At 73.1% G+C, this 18,594-nt stretch carries 15 protein-coding genes; 5 read left to right on the forward strand and 10 right to left on the reverse strand.

All coding sequences use genetic code 11. The features are described from left to right. From Q7T52_RS01870 to Q7T52_RS01905, 8 genes are all read right to left on the reverse strand, one after another. The coding region (locus Q7T52_RS01870; RefSeq protein ID WP_304799023.1) for an SMC family ATPase at nt 1–799 on the reverse strand (799 nt) is incomplete at its 3' end. Continuing rightward, complete coding sequence (locus Q7T52_RS01875) at nt 796–1,983, reverse strand: exonuclease SbcCD subunit D (protein ID WP_304799024.1); 1,188 nt, start codon at nt 1,981–1,983, stop codon at nt 796–798. The genes Q7T52_RS01875 and Q7T52_RS01870, both read right to left, overlap by 4 nt. A 60-nt stretch (nt 1,984–2,043) precedes the next feature. Then, nucleotides 2,044–2,844: a formate dehydrogenase accessory sulfurtransferase FdhD gene (locus tag Q7T52_RS01880; RefSeq protein WP_304799025.1), complete on the reverse strand. Its 801-nt coding sequence runs from the start codon at nt 2,842–2,844 to the stop codon at nt 2,044–2,046. Beyond that, nucleotides 2,841–5,288: an aminopeptidase N gene (gene pepN / locus Q7T52_RS01885; RefSeq protein ID WP_304799026.1), complete on the reverse strand. Its 2,448-nt coding sequence runs from the start codon at nt 5,286–5,288 to the stop codon at nt 2,841–2,843. Before pepN ends, Q7T52_RS01880 begins: the two co-directional genes overlap by 4 nt. Nucleotides 5,289–5,343: 55 nt before the next feature. Next, nucleotides 5,344–6,273 (reverse strand): CAP domain-containing protein, encoded by a 930-nt coding sequence (locus Q7T52_RS01890; protein WP_304799027.1) that lies wholly within the window; start codon nt 6,271–6,273, stop codon nt 5,344–5,346. A 150-nt stretch (nt 6,274–6,423) separates the two neighbouring features. Beyond that, a complete protein-coding gene (locus tag Q7T52_RS01895) occupies nt 6,424–7,293 on the reverse strand; it encodes a CAP domain-containing protein (RefSeq protein WP_304799028.1) in 870 nt (289 codons plus the stop codon). A 279-nt stretch (nt 7,294–7,572) separates the two neighbouring features. After that, nucleotides 7,573–8,568, reverse strand: coding sequence for an NADP-dependent oxidoreductase (locus Q7T52_RS01900; RefSeq protein WP_304799029.1), 996 nt, complete (start codon nt 8,566–8,568; stop codon nt 7,573–7,575). 49 nt (nt 8,569–8,617) lie between these two features. Next, entirely contained in the window at nt 8,618–8,899 is a 282-nt protein-coding gene (locus Q7T52_RS01905) for a Fe-S cluster assembly protein HesB (protein WP_304799030.1), read from the reverse strand. A 135-nt stretch (nt 8,900–9,034) separates the two neighbouring features. Here Q7T52_RS01905 and Q7T52_RS01910 point away from each other — a divergent pair, with 135 nt between their 5' ends. Further along, nucleotides 9,035–9,496, forward strand: coding sequence for an OsmC family protein (locus tag Q7T52_RS01910; RefSeq protein ID WP_304799031.1), 462 nt, complete (start codon nt 9,035–9,037; stop codon nt 9,494–9,496). After that, nucleotides 9,496–10,392 (forward strand): oxidoreductase, encoded by an 897-nt coding sequence (locus Q7T52_RS01915; RefSeq protein ID WP_304799032.1) that lies wholly within the window; start codon nt 9,496–9,498, stop codon nt 10,390–10,392. The genes Q7T52_RS01910 and Q7T52_RS01915 overlap by 1 nt, the downstream gene beginning before the upstream one ends. Before the next feature lie 105 nt (nt 10,393–10,497). Here Q7T52_RS01915 and Q7T52_RS01920 read toward each other — a convergent pair whose 3' ends face one another. Together Q7T52_RS01920 and Q7T52_RS01925 are read right to left on the reverse strand one after the other, a co-directional pair. Then, nucleotides 10,498–11,811, reverse strand: coding sequence for a peptidylprolyl isomerase (locus Q7T52_RS01920; RefSeq protein ID WP_304799033.1), 1,314 nt, complete (start codon nt 11,809–11,811; stop codon nt 10,498–10,500). Nucleotides 11,812–11,837: 26 nt separating this feature from the next. Next, nucleotides 11,838–12,287 carry a hypothetical protein gene (locus tag Q7T52_RS01925; RefSeq protein WP_304799034.1) on the reverse strand — a complete coding sequence of 150 codons (450 nt, stop codon included), beginning with the start codon at nt 12,285–12,287 and terminating at the stop codon, nt 11,838–11,840. A gap of 47 nt (nt 12,288–12,334) precedes the next feature. On the opposite strand from Q7T52_RS01925, the gene Q7T52_RS01930 reads away from it, so the two are divergent. From Q7T52_RS01930 to Q7T52_RS01940, 3 genes are all read left to right on the forward strand, one after another. Continuing rightward, nucleotides 12,335–13,204: an LLM class F420-dependent oxidoreductase gene (locus Q7T52_RS01930; RefSeq protein WP_304799035.1), complete on the forward strand. Its 870-nt coding sequence runs from the start codon at nt 12,335–12,337 to the stop codon at nt 13,202–13,204. Between the two features lie 226 nt (nt 13,205–13,430). Continuing rightward, complete coding sequence (locus Q7T52_RS01935) at nt 13,431–13,925, forward strand: sortase domain-bontaining protein (RefSeq protein WP_304799037.1); 495 nt, start codon at nt 13,431–13,433, stop codon at nt 13,923–13,925. 139 nt (nt 13,926–14,064) lie between these two features. Next, the gene (locus Q7T52_RS01940; protein WP_304799038.1) at nt 14,065–18,546 is read left to right on the forward strand and encodes a M12 family metallo-peptidase; all 4,482 of its coding nucleotides are present in this window, start codon (nt 14,065–14,067) and stop codon (nt 18,544–18,546) included. The last annotated feature ends 48 nt before the right edge of the window (nt 18,547–18,594 follow it).

Below are 18,594 nucleotides of genomic sequence, written 5' to 3' on the forward strand. Positions count from 1 at the left end.
CCACCAGCCGCTCCTCGGCGGCCACCCCGGCTGCGGCGCTCGCCGCAACAGCCTCGGCCACCCACGCGCGGAGCGTGCCGTCGTCGGCCGCAAGGCTGAGCGCGTGGAGGTCGATGGTCTCGGGCAGCGGCGCGGCCGCGGCCTCGGTGGCCCGGCTGACGACGTCGGCGACGCGTTCGTGGTGGCGCGTGTCGTCGCGTCCGAGCGCCTGGCGTCGCTCGGCGAGCCAGCGCTCCACGGCCTCGAAGCGACCGGTGCGGAAGAGCTGCTGGAGCAGCCGGTGGCGGTCGTCGGAGCGGGCCCGCAGGAACGCCTGGAACCGGCCCTGCGGCAGCATCGCCACCTGGGTGAACTGGGTCTGGGTGAGGCCGACCACCCGGCTCACGAGGTCGCCCGCCTCGTCGAGCCGGCTCGACAGCGGCTGCCACGCACCGCCGACGAGCTCGGACACCGTCACCTTGGCGGGCTCGGTGGTCGTGCCGGTGCCACGCTTCTTGGGTCGTTCCCACGCGGGCGAGCGGACGAAGCGGAAGCGGCGCCCGGACAGGGACACCTCGAGCTCGACGAGCGGGACGACCCCGGGCTCGGCCTGGTCGCACCGCAGCCGCTTGGCGGCGCTGCGGTCGCCGGGCACGTCGCCGTAGAGCGCGAAGCAGACGGCGTCGAGCACGCTGGTCTTGCCCGCGCCGGTGGCGCCCGACAGGAGGAAGAGCCCGGCCTCGGAGAGCTCGTCGAAGTCGACGTCGACCCGCGTGGCGAACGGCCCGAACGCCTGGGCCTGGAGCCGGTGGAGCCTCATCCGGACCCGCCCGCGTCGGCGTCGACGGGCTCGCGGAAGAGCGCGTCGACCTCGGGGTCGTCGCAGCAGGCGTCGACGGCGCGGTAGAGGAGGTCGACCTCGTCGGCCTCGGGCTCGACCCCGCGCAGCTCGACCATGAACTCGTGGGCGACCTCGTGGTCGCGCCGGGCGTGGGTGGCCGCGGCCGGCGGGGCACCCAGCGCGGGGCGCGCCCCGGCGAACGACAGCACCATCGTGTGGGGGAAGCGGCGGCGCAGGCGGTCCATCGCCTGGAGCGGCCGGCCGACGTCGGTGAGCGTGGCCTCGACCCAGCAGTCCTCGGCCCAGGCGTGCTCGGGGCGCTCGAGCAGCTCGTCGATGGTGCCGCGCAGCCGGGCGAGCCGCCGAGGGACGGGCGCCTCGATCCACGACGCGTGCACCCGCCCGGCGGCGTCGAGGTCGACGAGCCACGAGCCCTTGCGCTGGTCGGCCTCGGAGAAGGAGTAGGCGAGCGGCGAGCCGCTGTAGCGGACGTGGTCGGCCAGCACGTGCGGCCCGTGGAGGTGGCCGAGCGCGACGTAGTCGACGCCGTCGAACACGCTCGTCGGCACCCGGGCGACGCCGCCCACCGTGATGTCGCGCTCGGAGTCGGAGGGCTGGGCGCCGGCGACGAAGGCGTGGGCGAGCACCACCGAGCGGGTGCCGCTGCGAGCGGCGAGGTCACGTCGCACGCGGGTCATCGCCTCGGTCAGCGCGGCCTCGTGGGACCGCTCGGCCAGCGACCAGGGCTCGGCGACGGCGTGGGGGTCGAGGTAGGGGATGCCGTGCACCGCGACCGGGCCGTGGTCGTCGCGGAGCACGACGGGGGTGCCGACGGCGGAGACGTCGGTGCGCAGGTGGACGCCCGCGGCGTCGATGAGCCGCGAGGAGAACCCGAGCCGCTGCGCGGAGTCGTGGTTGCCGCTGGTGAGGACGACCGACGCCCGCGAGCGGGCCAGCCGCACCAGCGCCTCGTCGGCCAGGCGTACGGCGTCGACCGGCGGCAGCGCCCGGTCGTAGACGTCGCCGGCCACGACGACCAGGTCGACCTGCTCGGACTCGACGACCTCGAGCAGGTGGTCGACCCAGTCGGCCTGGTGGCCGAGCATCCCCTCACGGTGGAACGACCGGCCGAGGTGCCAGTCGGAGGTGTGGAGGATGCGCATGTCCCGAACGCTAGAGGCGGCCACCGACAGCCCGGCGCACCCACGCCGTGGGGGCCGGCCTCAGGTGTAGCGGACCGAGCGCTGCGCCGACGTGAAGCCGTGCAGCACCAGCCCGGCCCGCTCCGCCAGCGCGACGGCCAGGCTGGTCGGCGCCCCGACCGCCACCATCGACCCGATGCCGGCGGTCACGGCCTTCTGCACCAGCTCGAAGCCCACGCGCCCGCTGACCACGAGGCAGGCCTCGGCGGTCGGCAGGCCGGCGAGCACCCGCGCACCGGTCACCTTGTCGACCGCGTTGTGGCGGCCGACGTCCTCGCGCACGACCAGGACCTCGCCGTCGGCGGTCGCGAGCCCGGCCGCGTGGACGCCGCCGGTACGGTCGAACAGCTTCTGCTGGGGGCGCAGGGCGTCGGGAAGGCGTCGTACGACGTCGAGCGCGGGCAGCGGGCCCTCCCAGCGACGTCCGACCGTCTCGAGAGCACTGCTCACACTGTCGGAGCCGCAGACGCCGCACGCCGACGAGCCGGCCGACAGGGCGTCGTGCTGGTGGGGGAGGGCCGCGGGCGGACCGTCGAGGGTGACGGTGACGACGTTGAACTCCTGCTCCGGGGCCAACGACGTGTCGGTGCAGTAGGCGACGCCGTGGACGGTCGGGGCGATGCCCTCGTGCACCACCCAGCCGGCAGCGAGCTCGAAGTCGTGCCCAGGGGTCCGCATGGTCACCCACACCCGACGTGCGGGCACGCCGGGCCACTGCAGCCGGATCTCGAGCGGCTCCTCGGTGATGACGCGGTCCTCGCGGGCGACGTCGCCCTCGTGGACCCGTACCCGCACGGACGGGCCGGGACGGCGGTCCTTCACGACGCCGGGTAGGCCGAGCGCACGGCCAGGCGACGGGCGAGCTCGTCGGCCCGGTCGGCGACGCGGCGCTGCACCGCGGGCTCGAGGCTCCCGCCGGCCAGCAGCGCCCGGGCGCGCGCGAGGGTGTCGTCGTCGACGAAGGTCCCCGGGAAGAACGCGTCGGCTGCGAGTGCCAGCACCCACCCCGACCGCACCTGCGAGGTCCCCGGCAGCTCGGCGAAGTAGCGCTCGACGTAGGGGGCCGTGACGTCGTGCTGACCCCCGCGCCACAGCCCGTGCCCGGCGGCGACGAGCTCGTAGTTGGGGACGTCGACCACGCCGCTGAACATCTGCCACGCGAGGGCCTTGGCCTCCGCCGTCGGCAGCGAGGTCACGGCCTCGGTGTGCGACACCTGGGTCGCCGCGGTCTTGTCGGCGGCGAGGGCCGCGTCGAGCTCGGCCGGGTCGGTACCGCCGAGGATCGCGAGCCGGACCAGGATCCGCCAGCGCACGTCGGAGTCGACGTCGACGCCCGCCGGCGGGTCGGTCAGCCACCCGCGCAGTACCGCCGTGTCGTCGGCCGTGCGGACGGCCGTGCGGAAGGCCGACAGCTGCAGCTCGGAGCCGGGCTCGGTCGTGCCGACCAGGGAGACGGTCACGTCGTGCACCCGGGCGACCGATCCCGGTGCCGCAGCGGGCAGCACCTCGCCGAGCATCCACGGCACCGTGTGGCGGGCCGTGTCCTCGGTGTCGTGGACCGGGAAGGCGGCGACGAGCAGCTCGACGACGTCGTCGGGGGCGACCAGCGCCTCGTTGAACCCGCTCTTGAGGTTGTTCCAGACGGCCGCGCGGAGCAGGTCGTCGGTGACGAGCGGGAGCTCGTCGCGGAGCCGGCTGACGGTGGTGGTGTCGGGGACGTAGACGCCCCAGCTCTGCTCGCGCGGGTCGAGCACGACCGCCCCGGAGACGCCGGCGACAGCGGTCTCGGGGCCGGTGACGTCGACGACGGTGGTGGTGACCGCCCCACTGTCGAGCGACGCGACCTCGAAGCGGTGGGCGCGGTCGGCCGGGTGGTCGGAGGGCGGCTCGCGACGGAGCACGCCCGCGTCGCGGTCGAGGGTGATGACGTCGGCACCGGCGACGCGCAGCCACTGGTCGACCACGGGTCCGAGGTCGCCGGCACCGGCCTGCTCCCAGCTGGCGAAGAGGTCGTGCATCGTCGCGTTGCCGAAGCGGTGGCGGGTGAAGTGGTCGATCGCCCCGGCGAAGAACACGCCGTCGCCGAGCGAGGTGCACAGCTGCTTGAGGATGCTCGAGCCCTTGGCGTAGGAGATGCCGTCGAAGTTCTGCAGGGCGGCGACCGCGTCGACGGCGCCGTTGCCGGCGACAGGGTGCGTCGTCGGGCGCTGGTCGGCGAGCAGCCCCCACTGCCGGCGCGACCAGGCCACGTGGGTCCACGCGTCGTCGTACTCGGTGACGTCGGCGGTGACGCGGTTGCCCATGTACTCGGCGAAGGACTCGTTGAGCCACAGGTCGTCCCACCACGTCGGCGTCACGATGTTGCCGAACCACTGGTGGGCCATCTCGTGGGCCACGGTCGTCGCGCGCACGATCCGGGTGCCGCGGGTGACGCGCGTATCGAAGACGAGCTGGTCACGGAAGGTGACGCAGCCGGGGTTCTCCATGGCGCCGGCGTTGAACTCGGGGACGAACGCCTGGTGGTAGTCGCCGAACGGGTAGCGGATCCCGAACAGCCGGTGGAACTCGTCGAAGCACTGACGGGTCATCGTGAAGAGCTCGTCGGCGTCCTTGTCGAGGTGCTTCGCGAGGCTCTGGCGGGCGCTCAGCCCGAGCGGGATGCCGTCGTGCTCGTCGCGGACGAGGTGGTAGGGCCCGGCCACGACCGTGACGAAGTACGTCGACAGGGGTTGCGTCGGTCCGATCTCCCAACGGCCCTTCTCCGGGTTGGTGGCCGGGGCGTTGCCGACCACGACCCAGTCGTCGGGGGCGAGCACGTGCAGCGTGTAGGGCGCCTTGAGGTCGGGCTGGTCGAAGCAGGCGAAGACGGTGGGGGCCGCGTCCATGAACGACATGCCGTAGACGTAGCGGCGCCCGTCGGCCGGGTCGACGTGCTGGTGCAGGCCCTCGCCGTCGTTGCGGAACGGCATCACCGCGTCGACGACCAGCACGTTGGTGCCGGCGACCGTGTCGATCGGGAGCCGGCCCCGGTCGAGGAGGTCGGGGTCGACGGGCCGGTCGTTGAGCCGGATCCCCGTCACCGCCGTGGGCTTGAGGTCGACGAACGTCGATCCGCCGCGGCTCTCGAAGGTGATCGTGGTGCCCGACGCGAAGGTGGCCTCGTCCGACGCGAGGTCGAGCGTGACGTCGTAGGACGTCACGTCGAGCAGCTCGCGGCGAGCGACGGCTTCGGTGCGGAGCAGGCTGCGGGAGGAAGCGACGCTCATGGGACCGAGCCTAGGACGGCCCGGGAAGCCCGCGTCCCGAGCGGGGGCCCGCCGGTCAGCGCGCCGCGAAGTCCTGCACCCAGTAGTGGCCGTAGGTCGAAGAGGCGTCGTAGGCGTAGCCGAGGCCGACCTCGGTGACCGAGGCGCTCATGATGTTGCGGCAGTGGCCGGGGCTGGCCAGCAGGGCGGCGACGGTCGAGGCGGCGTCGGTCCGGCCGGCGGCGATGTTCTCGCCGTACGTCGTCCAGGGGTAGCCGGCGGCGGTCAGCCGGTCGCCGACGCTGGAGCCGTCGAGCGAGGTGTGCGAGAAGAAGTTCTGGGAGGCCATGAGCTCGGCGTGGTCGTCGGCGGCCCGGCCCAGCCGGGCGTTGGCGGTGAGGGGCGGCGCCGGGGCGTAGACCGTGTCGCCGCAGGTGTGGCCCGCCGCCCGGGCCTCGTTGATGAGGGCCAGCGCCTCGTCGAGGGGCGCCTCGAGGACGACCTCCTCCTCGGGGGTGGTGGGGTCGGGCTCGGTGACGGGCGGGGGCGCCGGCTCGGTACCGGGATCGGTACCGGGCTCGGTGCCGGTGTCGCGGACGGTGCTGCGGATGGTCAGGAGCCGGGCCGGCGTGACGGCGGCGGTACGCCGGGCGGTGCGCGTCACCCGGACCCGGAGCGCGACGGTGCCGGCCTTGGCCGGGAGGTCCCAGGCGAGCCGGGCGTGCCCGCTGCGGGAGGAGCGGGCGGTGTCGACGGTGCGCCACGAGGCGCCGACCCTGCGCTGGAGCAGGACCGCACGGTGCGCGCCGGTCACGTCGACGTGGGCGACGTAGTCGGTGCCGGCGACGGCCGAGGTGGGCGAGCTCGCCCAGCCCGTGATCGCGGTGGCCGCGCGGGGCTTCTGTGCGGCGTACGACGGCGAGGCCAGGGACGAGAGGGCCACGAGGGCCAGCAGCAGGGGGGCCAGGAGGAGAACCGGGAAGCGGGGGTGGGGCGAACGGCGCATGACTCGACCTCGGGAAGGACTCGGAACGGTGGGGGGAGGGTGTGACGGGTGCAGCGGGTGCAGCGGGTGGTGCCGGTGGGGCGGGTCGGGGAGGGGTGACGACGGCCCCGCACCGGGGGGAGTGTGCGGGGCCGTCGAGCAGGGGGTGGATCAGCGGGTGGCGAAGTCCTGCACCCAGTAGTGGCCGTAGTAGGAGTCGGCGTTGTAGGCGTAGCCGAGACCGATCTCGGAGTAGTTGCCCATCAGGTTCTTGCAGTGGCCGTCGCTGTCGAGCCAGCCCTGGACGACCGAGGCGGCCTCGGTGTGGCCGGCGGCGATGTTCTCGCCGTAGCTCATCCAGTGGTAGCCCTCGGCGTCGATCCGGTCGCCGGCGCTGGCCCCGTTGGGGGAGTTGTGCGAGAACCAGTCGCGGGCGGCCATGAGGCGGGCGTACTTGCCGGCCGCGGCGTTGAGCTTGGTGTTGAGCTGCACCGCCGGGACGGCGGGGTAGGCGACGCCGCCGCAGGAGTAGCCCGTCGAGCGGGTCTTGTTGACCAGCGTCAGGACCTCGCGCAGCAGGGGCGAGAGGGGGCCGTTGGCGGGGCTGGCGCTGGGGACGGCGCGGACCACGACGACGCGGACCCAGGTGAGGGCCAGGCGGCGGGCGTTGTGACGCGGAGCCATGACGCGCAGGGTGACCTTGCCGGTCGCGCGGGGCGACTTCCAGTGGAGCGCCACGCGACCGTTGCGGTTGGAGCGGGTCTTGGCCACCGTGCGCCAGCCGTTGCCGACCTTGCGCTGCAGGTGGACGGGGCGGTTGGCGCCGGCCACCCGGACCCGGGCGGCGTAGACCGAGCCGGCGCGGACGGCGGACGGGGCCTTGGCCCAGCCGACGATGGTGCCGGCGCCCGGCGTCCGAGCCGCGGGGGAGGCCTGCTCGGTCGGGGTGGGGGCGGCGTAGGAGGGCGAGGTGGTGAGGGCCACGAGGGCCGTGATCAGGAGGGAGGCCAGCATGAGGGCCGTGTGGGGGGTTCGGCGCATGCCCTTACCTTCGGCAGATCTTGAGGATAAATGAAGGATTGGGCCCTCTTATGTCCTCAGGACCAGGGAAACGACCGCCAGTGACTAGTCACTGATGACCGAAAGGACGAGTGTGGGTCGCCGTGAGGTGGGTACACAGGCTTCCTCGGGCAACTTCTGGCACGAAATCGGGTTGGTTCTTGAGGAACCGCGGGGGAACCACAAAGGGGCGCGGCGACGTGTCCATGAGGAGTACGTCGACGCCGGCGGCCCCGGACTGTAGTCCCGGCGGGTCCGGGGCTAACCGAGCCGGATGAGCATCTTGCCGGTGTTGGCCCCGGTGGCCAGCCCCAGGAAGCCCTCGACGGTCCGGTCGAGGCCGTCGAGCACGGTCTCGCGGTAGCGGATCTCGCCGCCGGCGAGCCAGGGCCCGACCGTGCGGTAGAACTCGCCGGCCAGGTCGCCGTGGTCGCTGACGATGAAGCCGCGCAGCGTCAGCCGCTTCGCGATCGCCATCATCAGGTTGCGCGGACCGGGCACCGGGTTGTCGTAGCCGGCGATCGCCCCGCAGAGGGCCAGCCGGCCGTAATCGGCCATGTGCAGGATCGCCGCCTCCAGGTGGTCGCCGCCGACGTTGTCGAAGTAGACGTCGACCGGGGCGTGCGGGGCGAGCTGCCGGGCAACCGGACCCTGGGAGTAGTCGAACGCGGCGTCGTAGCCCAGCTCGTCGACGAGCCAGGCCACCTTCTCGGCCGAGCCCGCCGAGCCCACGACCTTGGCGGCGCCGAGCTTCTTGGCCAGTTGCCCGACCATCGACCCCACCGCTCCGGCGGCGCCGGAGACGAAGACGGTGTCGCCGTCGTGCAGCTGCCCGATGGCGGTGAGCCCGGCCCAGGCGGTGAGCCCGGGCATGCCGAGCGCACCGAGGTAGGCCGACGCCGGCGCGGTGTCGACGTCGACCACCCGCGCCTCGCGCTCGCCGAGCACGGCATGCTCGCGCCAGCCGGCCATGTGGAGGACGGTCGCACCGACCGGCACCGTGTCGGAGCTGGACTCCTCGACGACGCCGACCGCGCCGCCCTCGAGCGGGGCGTCGAGGGCGAAGGGCGGCGTGTAGGACTTCACGTCGTTCATCCGCCCCCGCATGTAGGGGTCGACCGACAGGTAGGTGTTGCGGACCAGCACCTGTCCCGCCTCGAGGTCGGGGAGGTCGACCTCGACGGTGCGGAAGTTCTCCGGGGTCGGGGTGCCCTGGGGGCGGGCGGTGAGCTGGACCTGGCGCGTCGTCGTCGTCACGCCGCCCAGCCTCGCACCCGCCCCTGAGGCACGGCTCCGGGGAGTCCCGTCAGCCCTGGTGGGCGAGGGCGAACTCGACCTGCCCCTGGTCGTCGACCGCCGCGTCGAGGACCTTGTCGTCGAGGAGCTCGGCGGCCCGCTCGTCGAGGAACACCGTGGCCCCCGCCTGCTCGACGACGTGGTCCTGCGGCTCGGCGGCCTCGGCCGGGGCGATCGCGAACGACGAGGGGTCGCCGTCGGTGGTGATCCGCAGACCCGCGCTGTCGGGGTAGCCGGGCTGGGTGGTGATGTCGCGGACGATCGTGCTGGCGTTCTCGGTCAGGGTGAGCATGGGTTCGACCTCTTCCGGGTTCGTCGTGCGCTGTCGTGCTCTGACCCCTCCAACGTCGCGGACTCGGCGTCCACGTTCAAGGCGGGCCGTGAACCCGGGCGTGTCGGCGGCGCCGGACGTGGCAGCCTGGGGACCATGACGAGCCCCACCCCCGACGCCTCGCGCAGCGTCCACCTGACCCGGGTCGGCCCGGGAGCGTTCCGGATCACCAACGCTGCCGGCGGCACCCTCGACGTCGGCGTCAGCGACGGCGACTTCAGCCCGGTCGAGCTGCTCCTCGCGGCCCTGGCCGGCTGCGCCGCGATCAACGTCGAGGAGCTGACCGGGCGCCGGGCCGAGCCGAGCCGGTTCGACGTACGCGCGGAGGGCCAGAAGGTGCGCGACGAGTCCGGCGGGCGGATGGAGGACCTGCGGCTCGTCTTCGACACCGTCTTCCCCGAGGGCGGGGGCGGGGACGCCGCCCGGGCCAGCCTGCCGCGCTTCCTGAAGCAGACCCACGACCGGATCTGCACCGTCTCGCGGACCGTCGGGCTCGGCTCCGACGTGTCCTACGAGCTCGCCGAGCCCGAGCCCGGTCCCGCTGCAAGCGGCGCCTGATGGCACGGACCCCGCGCGTCGGTCCCTGGACCGACGTCCCCCGCCAGGACGGGCGCCGGTTCGTCGTGACCGGGGCCAACAGCGGGATCGGGCTCGAGGCCGCCCGCACCCTCGCCGAGCGGGGCGCCCACGTCGTCCTCGCCTGCCGCAACGCCGACAAGGGAGCCACGGCGGTCCGTGACATCGGCCGGGTCGACGGGTCGGTGGAGGTGCGCGTGCTCGACGTGTCGGACCTGTCGTCCGTACGCCGGTTCGCCGACCAGGTCGGCGACGTCGACGTCCTGGTCAACAACGCCGGCATCCTCGGCGTCCCCTTCTCGCGCAGCGTCGACGGCGTCGAGCTCCAGCTCGCCACCAACCACCTCGGCCACTTCGCGCTGGCCAACCTGCTGCTGCCGCGGCTCACCGACCGGGTCGTGGTGGTCTCGTCGCAGAGCCACCGGGGCGGCGACCTGCGCCTCGACGACCTCGACTGGGAGCAGCGCGGCTACTCGGCCTACGGCGCCTACGGCGCCTCCAAGCTGGCCAACATGCTCTTCCTCGCCGAGCTGCAGCGCCGGCTCACCGCCGCCGGCTCGACCCTGCGCGCCACCGGCGCCCACCCCGGGAGCACCGCCACCAGCATCACCGCCAGCAGCGGCGAGGGGTGGTTCGCCTGGGTCGGCTCGTGGGGCCACGGGCTCGTGGGGATGAAGCCGCTGCAGGGAGCGATGCCGACGCTCTACGCCGCCACCATGGACGTGCCCGGCAACACCTACCTCGGCCCGCACCGGCTGCGCGAGATGAACGGCTGGCCGACCGGGGTCGGCCGCAGCCGGGCCGCGATCGACCCCGAGCTCGCCAAGGCGGCATGGACCCGGTCCGAGGAGCTGAGCGGAGTCAGCTGGCCGCTGTAGCGGGGCTGCGCGGTGACCTCGGGGCTTGTCCCGACGGTTCTGGGGTGTTGCATCGGCCCCGAACTGCAGGAATACCCGGTGCACCGGGTATTCCTGCCGCAGGCCCTACGGACGGACCGTCACCCTGCTGAACGTGACCGCCTTCTTCGGCGCACCGTCCGGTCCGCCACCCTGCACGCCGGCCCTGGCGGCCCGGGTGACCAGCTTGATGCCGGCCGGGCTGACCTGGCCGATGACGGTGTAGAGCGGGTCGAGGTCGCTGTCGCCGTAGACGATGAAGAACTGCGAGCCGTTGGTGTCGGGCCCGGAGTTGGCCAGGGCGAGCGTGCCGGCGGGGTAGGTCTCGGTGCCGGTGAGCTCGTCGCCGAACGTGTAGCCGGGACCTCCGCCGCCCCCGCCCGTGGGGTCGCCGCACTGCAGCACCAGGATGCCCTCGGTGGTGAGCCGGTGGCAGGGTGCGCCGTCGAAGAAGCCCTGCTCGGCCAGCGACACGAACGACCCGACCGCGCACGGCGCCTTGTCGGCGTCGAGGGTGATGGGGAGCTTGCCGAGGTTGGTGACGATCGTGCCGCGGATCGTGCCCGCGACGGTCGGCTCGGCCGGGGGAGCCTCGACCGGGTCCGCCCCCGAGCCGCCGGTGCCGTCGGCGGTGTAGACGCAGGTGCCGTCCGCGGCGGCGCTGGTGGTCGCGGCGGCGGGGTCGCCGGCCACGGCCTCGCCGACGTCGACGAAGTCGATCTCGACCGGCGTCTTGGGCGTCCCGTCGCCGGACCCGTCCTCGGTGCCGTCGGCGGCGATGCCGGCCACGATCTCGACCGACGCCTCGTCGATCGTGCCGAAGACGGTGTAGTTGGGGTCGAGGTCGGTGTCGCCGTAGACCACGAAGAACTGCGAGCCGTTGGTGCCGGCCCCGGCGTTGGCCATCGCCAGCGTCCCGGCCGGATAGGTCTCGGACCCCGTCAGCTCGTCGGCGAAGAGGTAGCCCGGGCCGCCGCCGGTCGTGCCGGTCGGGTCGCCGCACTGCAGGACGAAGATGCCCGCGGTGGTCACCCGGGGGCAGGTCGTCCGGTCGAAGAAGCCCTGGCTCGCCAGCGACGTGAACGAGTTGACCGTGCACGGCGCAGCCGCCGCGTCGAGCGTGGCGTGGAGGTCGCCCTGGTTGGTCTCGATGGTCACCTCGACGGTGCCGGAGTAGGCCGCCGTCGTGGCCGGCTGCTCGACCGGGCGGGCGGCCTCGCCGCTGGCGGTGTAGGTGCAGGGCGCCCCGTTGGGGTCCTCGGGCTGCGGGGCGTGGGTGCGCTCCGCGGCCGACCCGCCGGACCCGTCGCCGTCCTCCTGGTCGCCGCAGGCCGTGAGCCCGAGCGCGAGGACCAGGGCGGCGACCACCCCGAGCGGTCCGACCATGCGTCGCTTCACCATCGCTGCACCATGGCCGAGATCGTAGGTCAGCGGGGCACGTCCTCCGGCGTCGCCTCGTGGCCCGTGCGCCCGTGGGTACGACGCAGCTCCTTCATCTCCGCCTCGAACAGGTGGCGCCTGCCCGCGACGAGGTCGTCGAGCGCGCGCTGCTGGATCTGCCTGGCCGTGGCGTAGTAGCCGTCGTCGTACGCCTCGACCATCTGGAACGACCAGAGACCGGGCAGCGGGTTGCGGCCGAGCAGGTCACCGGTGAGCGCGTCGGCGACGTCGTCGTGCCCGGCGTCGCGGAGCATCACCGTCGCCTCCTCGAGCGTCGACTCGGCACTCCCGCACAGCCGGTGGAAGGCGTAGAGGTGCCCACGTGCGTCCTCGACGTGGTCGAGGGCGGCCGACAGCTTGCCGAGCGCCTCGACCGTCGCGTCGTTGACCCCGTCCGGTCGCTGGTGCTCGCGGTCGGGTCCGCCGTCGTCGGTCACGTCCGGACTGTGGCAGGTCTCACCTGCCCCGCTCTACGCTCGAAGGCATGAAGCTGGGAGTGCACTACGCGAACTTCACCCACCCCGACTGGCCGACCACGCTCGAGGACCGGCTGACCGAGACGGCCAAGGTCGCCGACGAGGGCGGGGTCTCCCTCTTCACCGTGATGGACCACTGGTTCCAGATGGAGAACCTCGGCGGTCCGTCGGAGCCGATGCTCGAGGGCTACACCACCCTCGGCTACCTCGCCGCCGTCACCAGCAACGTGCGTCTCAGCCTGCTGGTCACCGGCGTCACCTACCGCCACCCGGGACTGCTCGCCAAGCAGGTCACGACGCTCGACCGGCTGTCGCGCGGCCGGGCAATGCTCGGCATCGGCGCGGCCTGGTACGACCGCGAGCACGCCGGTCTCGGCGTCCCGTTCCCCTCGACCTCCGAGCGGTTCGAGCGGCTCGAGGAGGCGCTTCAGGTGTGCCTGCAGATGTGGGGCGACGACACCGGCGCCTACGCCGGCACGCACTACCAGCTGGCCGAGACGGCCAACGTCCCGCCGGCCTACCAGACGCCGCACCCACCGATCCTCGTCGGTGGTGCGGGGGAGAGGAAGACGCTGCGGCTCGTCGCCCAGTACGCCCAGATGTGCAACATCTTCGGCGAGGGCCACGACGTCATGGCCCACAAGCTCGACGTGCTGCGACGCCACTGCGACGACGCCGGCACCGACTACGACGCCATCGAGAAGAGCGTCATCGTCATGACCGACGCGCAGGCCGACCCCGACGGCTTCCTCACCGACATGGCGGGCTACGCCGCCCTCGGCGTCGAGACGGTCACCCTCACCCCGCCCACCGACGACCCGGTCGGCTGGACGACCGACGTGGTCGAGAAGGTGCTGCCCCGCCTTGCCGATCTCTAGTCCGACCCGCAGGACCCTCACGGGTGCGCTGCTCGTCCTCCTCCTGGTCCCGGCCTGCTCGACGGCCGAGGGAGAGGATGCTGCGCCAGCGACGGCGCCCACCAGCGACGGCGCCCCGCCGCCCACCACCCGGGCGACGCCTGCTCCCGGGCCCCAGCCCGCCCCCGAGCCCGAGCCGGCTCCGCCGGCGTACGTCGTCAGCGACGGCCGGCCGCGCGATGCCCGGATGAGCATCCCGAGGCTCGGGATCGTCGACCTCGAGGTCCGCTCCTACGAGGGCTACACCGACGACGCCCCCGGCCACGACCTGCAGAACACCGGGGTCGCGGCCAGTCCGCACGGTCCCCGCGGCGGCACCGGTCCGGGCGGGGTCGGCAACTACCAGGTGACCGGTCACCGCACGTCCTCGACGCGGATCTTTGAGTTCCTGCCCGACCTGGAGCGCGGCGACCGGGTCTTGGTGACCGCCGGCCGCACCGTCTACGTCTACCGCGTCACGACGACGCGGATCACGTCCTTCCGCTCCGCCCGCTCGCTCCGCGAGCAGCGCGCCGCCGTACCCGGCCGGCCCGGCGCGACGCCGACCCGGGCGATGATCACGATCTCGACCTGCCGCACCCAGGAGGACCACGCGGAGGGCAACTACTGGTCCGACGAGTTCGACAACCCGGAGCACCGGATCGACAAGATCGGGGTGCTGGTGCGCACGCGGGCGGTCTGACCCGCGGAGCCTGAGAGGCCCGTCACGAGTTCATGTACGCGAAACGCTGCGACTGTCGGCGGTGGGGCCTACATTGCGGGAACCTCCGTTCTAAGGACCCTCGTTGTCGCTCCAGCCACGTTCACGCGCCTTGCTCTCGGTGACCACGGCGGCCGCCGTCGTCGCCGGCCTCGCCGCCGTCGTCCCGGTGACCGCCGTCGCCGCCTCCGCCCCTCGGGTGGTCACCGCAGCCGCTGACCCGTCCGACGTGTGGACCGCGGTCTCCGACAAGCCCACCGCCCAGCGCGGCGGGCTCGAGCAGCGCGTGGCCCCGTCGGCCTACGCCGCCTACCACCTCGACCTGGGCTCGCTGTCCAGCCGGCTCGACCGGGCGCCGCTCGAGACCGCCGGCAAGGCGCCGGTCACCGTGTCCGTCCCGGCGCCCAGCGGCGAGCTCGTCGAGTTCGCCGTCGCGGAGTCCCCGGTGATGGAGCCCGGCCTGGCCGCAGCGCACCCCGAGATCACCACCTACGCCGGCACGACCACCGGTGACGCGCCCGCGAGCATCCGTCTCGACGTGACGCCGATGGGCTTCCACGCGTCGGTGCGCGGCACCGGCGGCTCCTGGTACGTCGACCCGGCCAACAAGGGGACCGACCAGGGCGACGACGCCCTCTACCTGTCCTACCTCGGCAGCGACCTGCCCGAGCCCCAGCAGAAGCTCGTCGAGCCCGAGCTCCCCGGCATCGAGGCCGCCGCCCGGCGCGCCGCTGCCGCCGCCCCGCGCGTCGGCGAGGGTCCCGGAGCCGTCGCGATCCAGCGCACCTACCGCCTCGCGCTGATCACCGACCCGTCCTACGCGACGTCGTTCACCACCTCGACCGACCAGGCCGTGGTCAACCCGATCGTCTCCGCCGAGAAGGCGACGCTGATGAACCGGGTCAACCAGGTCTACGGCGACGACCTCTCCATCCGGCTCAACCTCGTGGCCGGCAACGACGCGCTCAACTTCAACACCGCGGCCCAGTTCACCGGCGCCAACGGACGCTGCGGCCAGCTCGCCTGCTACGCCACGACCCAGGTCAGCGACGGCTGCAACACGACCGCGCCCACCGGCACCCTCGACATCCTCGACCAGAACCGCCTCGTCGCCGGCCAGATCATCGGCGCCGACGCCTACGACATCGGCCACATCGCCTTCGGCCCCGACGGTGACGGGGGCGGCGTCGCCGGCCTCGGCGTCGTCGGCACGGTCGACAAGGCCGTCGGCTGCACCGGTCTCGCGCCGCCGACCGGTGACGGCTTCGCCATCGACTACGTCGCCCACGAGATGGGTCACCAGTTCTCCGGCAACCACACCTTCAACGGCACCACCGGCAGCTGCACCGGCGGCAACCGCAACGCCGGCACGTCGGTCGAGCCCGGCTCCGGTGTCTCCGTGATGGCCTACGCCGGCATCTGCGGCATCGACAACCTGCAGAACCACAGCGACCCCTACTTCTCGCAGCGCAGCCAGACCGAGATCGCCGCGTTCACGCGCTCGGCCGCCGGCCCCGTGCAGGAGATCCAGAACATCGCGCTGAGCGACTTCGGCACCGGCGAGACGCTCACCATCTCGTTCCCTGGCGGCACCCCGCAGTCCGTCCCGTTCGCCAGCTACACCCAGGCCGGCCTCGACGCCGCGGTCGAGGCGGCCGAGCCCAGCGCCGCGACCGCGACCATCGGCGGTTTCTGGGGTGCGGGCCTCGTCACGCCCACGCTGACCAACGGCTTCCAGATCACCTGGTCCGGCACGACCGACATCCCCAAGCCGACCGTCACCGTCGCCACCGGCACCTTCACCGCCATCGTCGGCACCACCGACAACGGTGGCCTCGAGACCAACGGCGGGTTCAACAACCCGACGCCGACCGGCAACCACAACCCCACGGTGACCGCGCCGGCCGCCAAGACGATCCCGATCCGCACGCCGTTCCAGCTCACCGGCTCGGCCACCGACGACGCGGGCGACACCCTCGTCTACCTGTGGGAGCAGAACGACGTCAAGACCGGCACCGGCACCGCGCTCAACAGCACCACCAAGGCCAGCGGCCCGCTCTTCCGCATCTTCGGCACCTACGCCAACGTGACCCCGGCCGGCACCGTGCAGTACAACTCGCCGGGCCTCAACCTGGCCGGCACCAGCCCCACCCGGTCCTTCCCCGACGTCGCCCAGGTGGCCGAGGGCGCGACCAACCAGGCCACCGGCTCCTGCCCGGCCCTCACCGGCACGGGCACGGCCGACACGGCGGCCCTGCGCTGCTTCTCGGAGTTCCTGCCCACCTCGGCGCGCACCATGAACTTCCGGCTCACCGCCCGTGACCTCGGCGGCGCCGACGCCGGCTCCGACGGCGGCACCTCGTTCGCCGACGTCGCGGTCACCGTCGCCGGCACCACGCCGTTCCAGGTCACGTCGCAGACGGCCGCCACCAGCGTCACCGGTGCCGCGAGCGGCACGGTCACCTGGGACGTCGCCGGCACCACCGCCGCACCGGTCTCGACCGCCAACGTCAAGGTCTCCTTCTCCACCGACGGCGGCCTGACCTACCCCACGGTCCTCCTCGCGAGCACCCCCAACGACGGCACCGAGGCCATCACCTGGCCCAACGTCGCCACCACCCAGGGCCGGATCAAGGTCGAGGCGGTCGACAACTACTTCTACGACCTCAACAACGCCGCGATCACCATCACCCCGAGCGGTCCGGTCACCCCGACGCTGACCACCGGCGGCAACGCGGCCGGCACGACGTTCACCGCGCCGTCCTCCGACCCGCTGTCGACCACCCCGGTCGTCACGGCCGAGTCCAACACCGTGGCCGGCTCGGCGCTGACCGCGACGATCGGTCTCCCCGCCGGGCTCACCGGGCTCGTCGTCAACGCGACCTCGACCACCGCCACCGGTGCGACGTTCCAGATCACCGGCACGGCGATCGCCGACGCCGGCACCTACCCGGTGACGGTCACCGTCTCCGACGGGGCCGGCAACGCCGCCGACCAGGTCGTCTCGTTCACGGTGTCGGTCACCAAGGACACCGCGACCGTGACCTACACCGGTGACACGACAGGTGCGACCGGCACCCGCACGGTCTCGGCCACCGTGGCCGACACCGACGCCACGTCCGGCGCCGTGACCGGCTCCGTCGCGTTCACCGACCAGACCACGGGCGACGCGCTCTGCACCGCCACGGTCACGGCGGGTGTCGCGTCCTGCACGTTCACCGCTCCGGCCACCCGGATCTACCTGGTCGTCGGCACCCTGACGAGCCCCCGCTACACCGGCACCTCGTCCCCGGCGTCGCTCGTCGTCACCGCCCCGCCGGTGCCGACCCTCACCACGGGTGGCAACGCGGCCGGTGGCACGTTCACCGCGGCCCACTCCGACCCGCTCGACACGACGCCCCAGATCACGGCGTCGGCGTCGGCGGTCGACGGTGACACCATCACTGCCACCGCGCCCGCCCTCCCGGCGGGCCTCGTGCTGACCCAGTCCGGCTCGTCGGCCGACGGCACCCGGCCCGGGACGACGACCTTCACCGTGACCGGCCAGCCGACCGTCGACCCCGGCACCTACCCGGTGACCGTCACGGTGAGCGACGGGGCCGGCAACGCCGCCGACACGACGGTGTCGTTCACGATCACCGTCACCAAGGACGCCGCGACCGTCACCTACACCGGTGACACGGCCGAGGACGTCGGCCCGGTCACCGCGTCGGTCACCGTGGCCGACACCGACGCCACCCCGGGCACCGTCACCGGCGACGTCGCGTTCACCGACCAGACCACCGGAGACGCGCTCTGCACCGCGCCCGTCACCGCCGGGGCGGCGTCCTGCACCTTCACCGCCGCCACCCCGCGGACCTACGCGGTCGTCGGCACCCTGACGAGCCCCCGCTACACCGGGGCCTCGACCGCCGCGTCGCTGGTCGTCAGCGCGGTCGACCCGGGCGACACCACGCCGCCCAACACCCGGATCACCGCCGGACCGTCGCAGGGCAGCATCCAGCTGCCGCGCAACCTGGTCTTCCGGTTCACCGCCGAGCCGGGTGCGACCTACGCGTGCTCGATCAAGGGCGCCACGGCCCCCTGCAACACCGGGGCCATCACCTTCCGCAGCCTGGGTGCCGGCAGCTACGACTTCAAGGTCGTCGCCACCGACGCCGCGGGCAACGTCGACCCGACGCCGGCCGTCCGCCGGTTCTACGTGCCGGTCAACGACCGTGCGCTCAAGGTCGCCAAGGGTCCGTGGAAGCGCAAGTCGTCGGCCGCGACGTTCCGCGGTGACTTCACGACGGTCGCCAAGAAGGGCTCGGTCCTGACCTACCAGGTCTCCAAGGCCACCACGCTCGCGCTGGTGCTGAGCAAGGGGCCGAAGTTCGGCGGCGTCGACGTCTACCTCGGCAAGACCAAGCTCGTCACCATCCAGGGGCGCGGCCCGGCGCAGACCCAGAAGATCGCCGCGATCAAGACGTTCAAGAAGCCGACCTCGGGCCTGCTCCGGATCGTCACCCGTAGCAAGGCTCCGGTCCGGATCGACGGGCTCGGCATCCGCACCGTCGCGGCCACGCCGAAGCCGGCCGGGCGCCCGGGCGTGCCGCTGTTCTGAGGCAGGGGACGGCTACGACCTCCCTCACCCGAGGTCGGAGCCGTCGCC

It is taken from the genome of Nocardioides sp., from assembly GCF_030655615.1.
Taxonomy (GTDB): domain Bacteria; phylum Actinomycetota; class Actinomycetes; order Propionibacteriales; family Nocardioidaceae; genus Nocardioides.

Excerpts from the sequence above, each read along its gene's own strand:
- Q7T52_RS01890 (WP_304799027.1), bottom strand. The coding sequence starts at position 6,273 with ATGCGCCGTTCGCCCCACCCCCGCTTCCCGGTTCTCCTCCTGGCCCCC.
- Q7T52_RS01915 (WP_304799032.1), top strand. The coding sequence starts at position 9,496 with ATGGCACGGACCCCGCGCGTCGGTCCCTGGACCGACGTCCCCCGCCAG.
- Q7T52_RS01920 (WP_304799033.1), bottom strand. The coding sequence starts at position 11,811 with ATGGTGAAGCGACGCATGGTCGGACCGCTCGGGGTGGTCGCCGCCCTG.
- Q7T52_RS01905 (WP_304799030.1), bottom strand. The coding sequence starts at position 8,899 with ATGCTCACCCTGACCGAGAACGCCAGCACGATCGTCCGCGACATCACC.
- Q7T52_RS01875 (WP_304799024.1), bottom strand. The coding sequence starts at position 1,983 with ATGCGCATCCTCCACACCTCCGACTGGCACCTCGGCCGGTCGTTCCAC.
- Q7T52_RS01935 (WP_304799037.1), top strand. The coding sequence starts at position 13,431 with ATGAGCATCCCGAGGCTCGGGATCGTCGACCTCGAGGTCCGCTCCTAC.
- Q7T52_RS01930 (WP_304799035.1), top strand. The coding sequence starts at position 12,335 with ATGAAGCTGGGAGTGCACTACGCGAACTTCACCCACCCCGACTGGCCG.
- Q7T52_RS01910 (WP_304799031.1), top strand. The coding sequence starts at position 9,035 with ATGACGAGCCCCACCCCCGACGCCTCGCGCAGCGTCCACCTGACCCGG.
- pepN (WP_304799026.1), bottom strand. The coding sequence starts at position 5,288 with ATGAGCGTCGCTTCCTCCCGCAGCCTGCTCCGCACCGAAGCCGTCGCT.
- Q7T52_RS01895 (WP_304799028.1), bottom strand. The coding sequence starts at position 7,293 with ATGCGCCGAACCCCCCACACGGCCCTCATGCTGGCCTCCCTCCTGATC.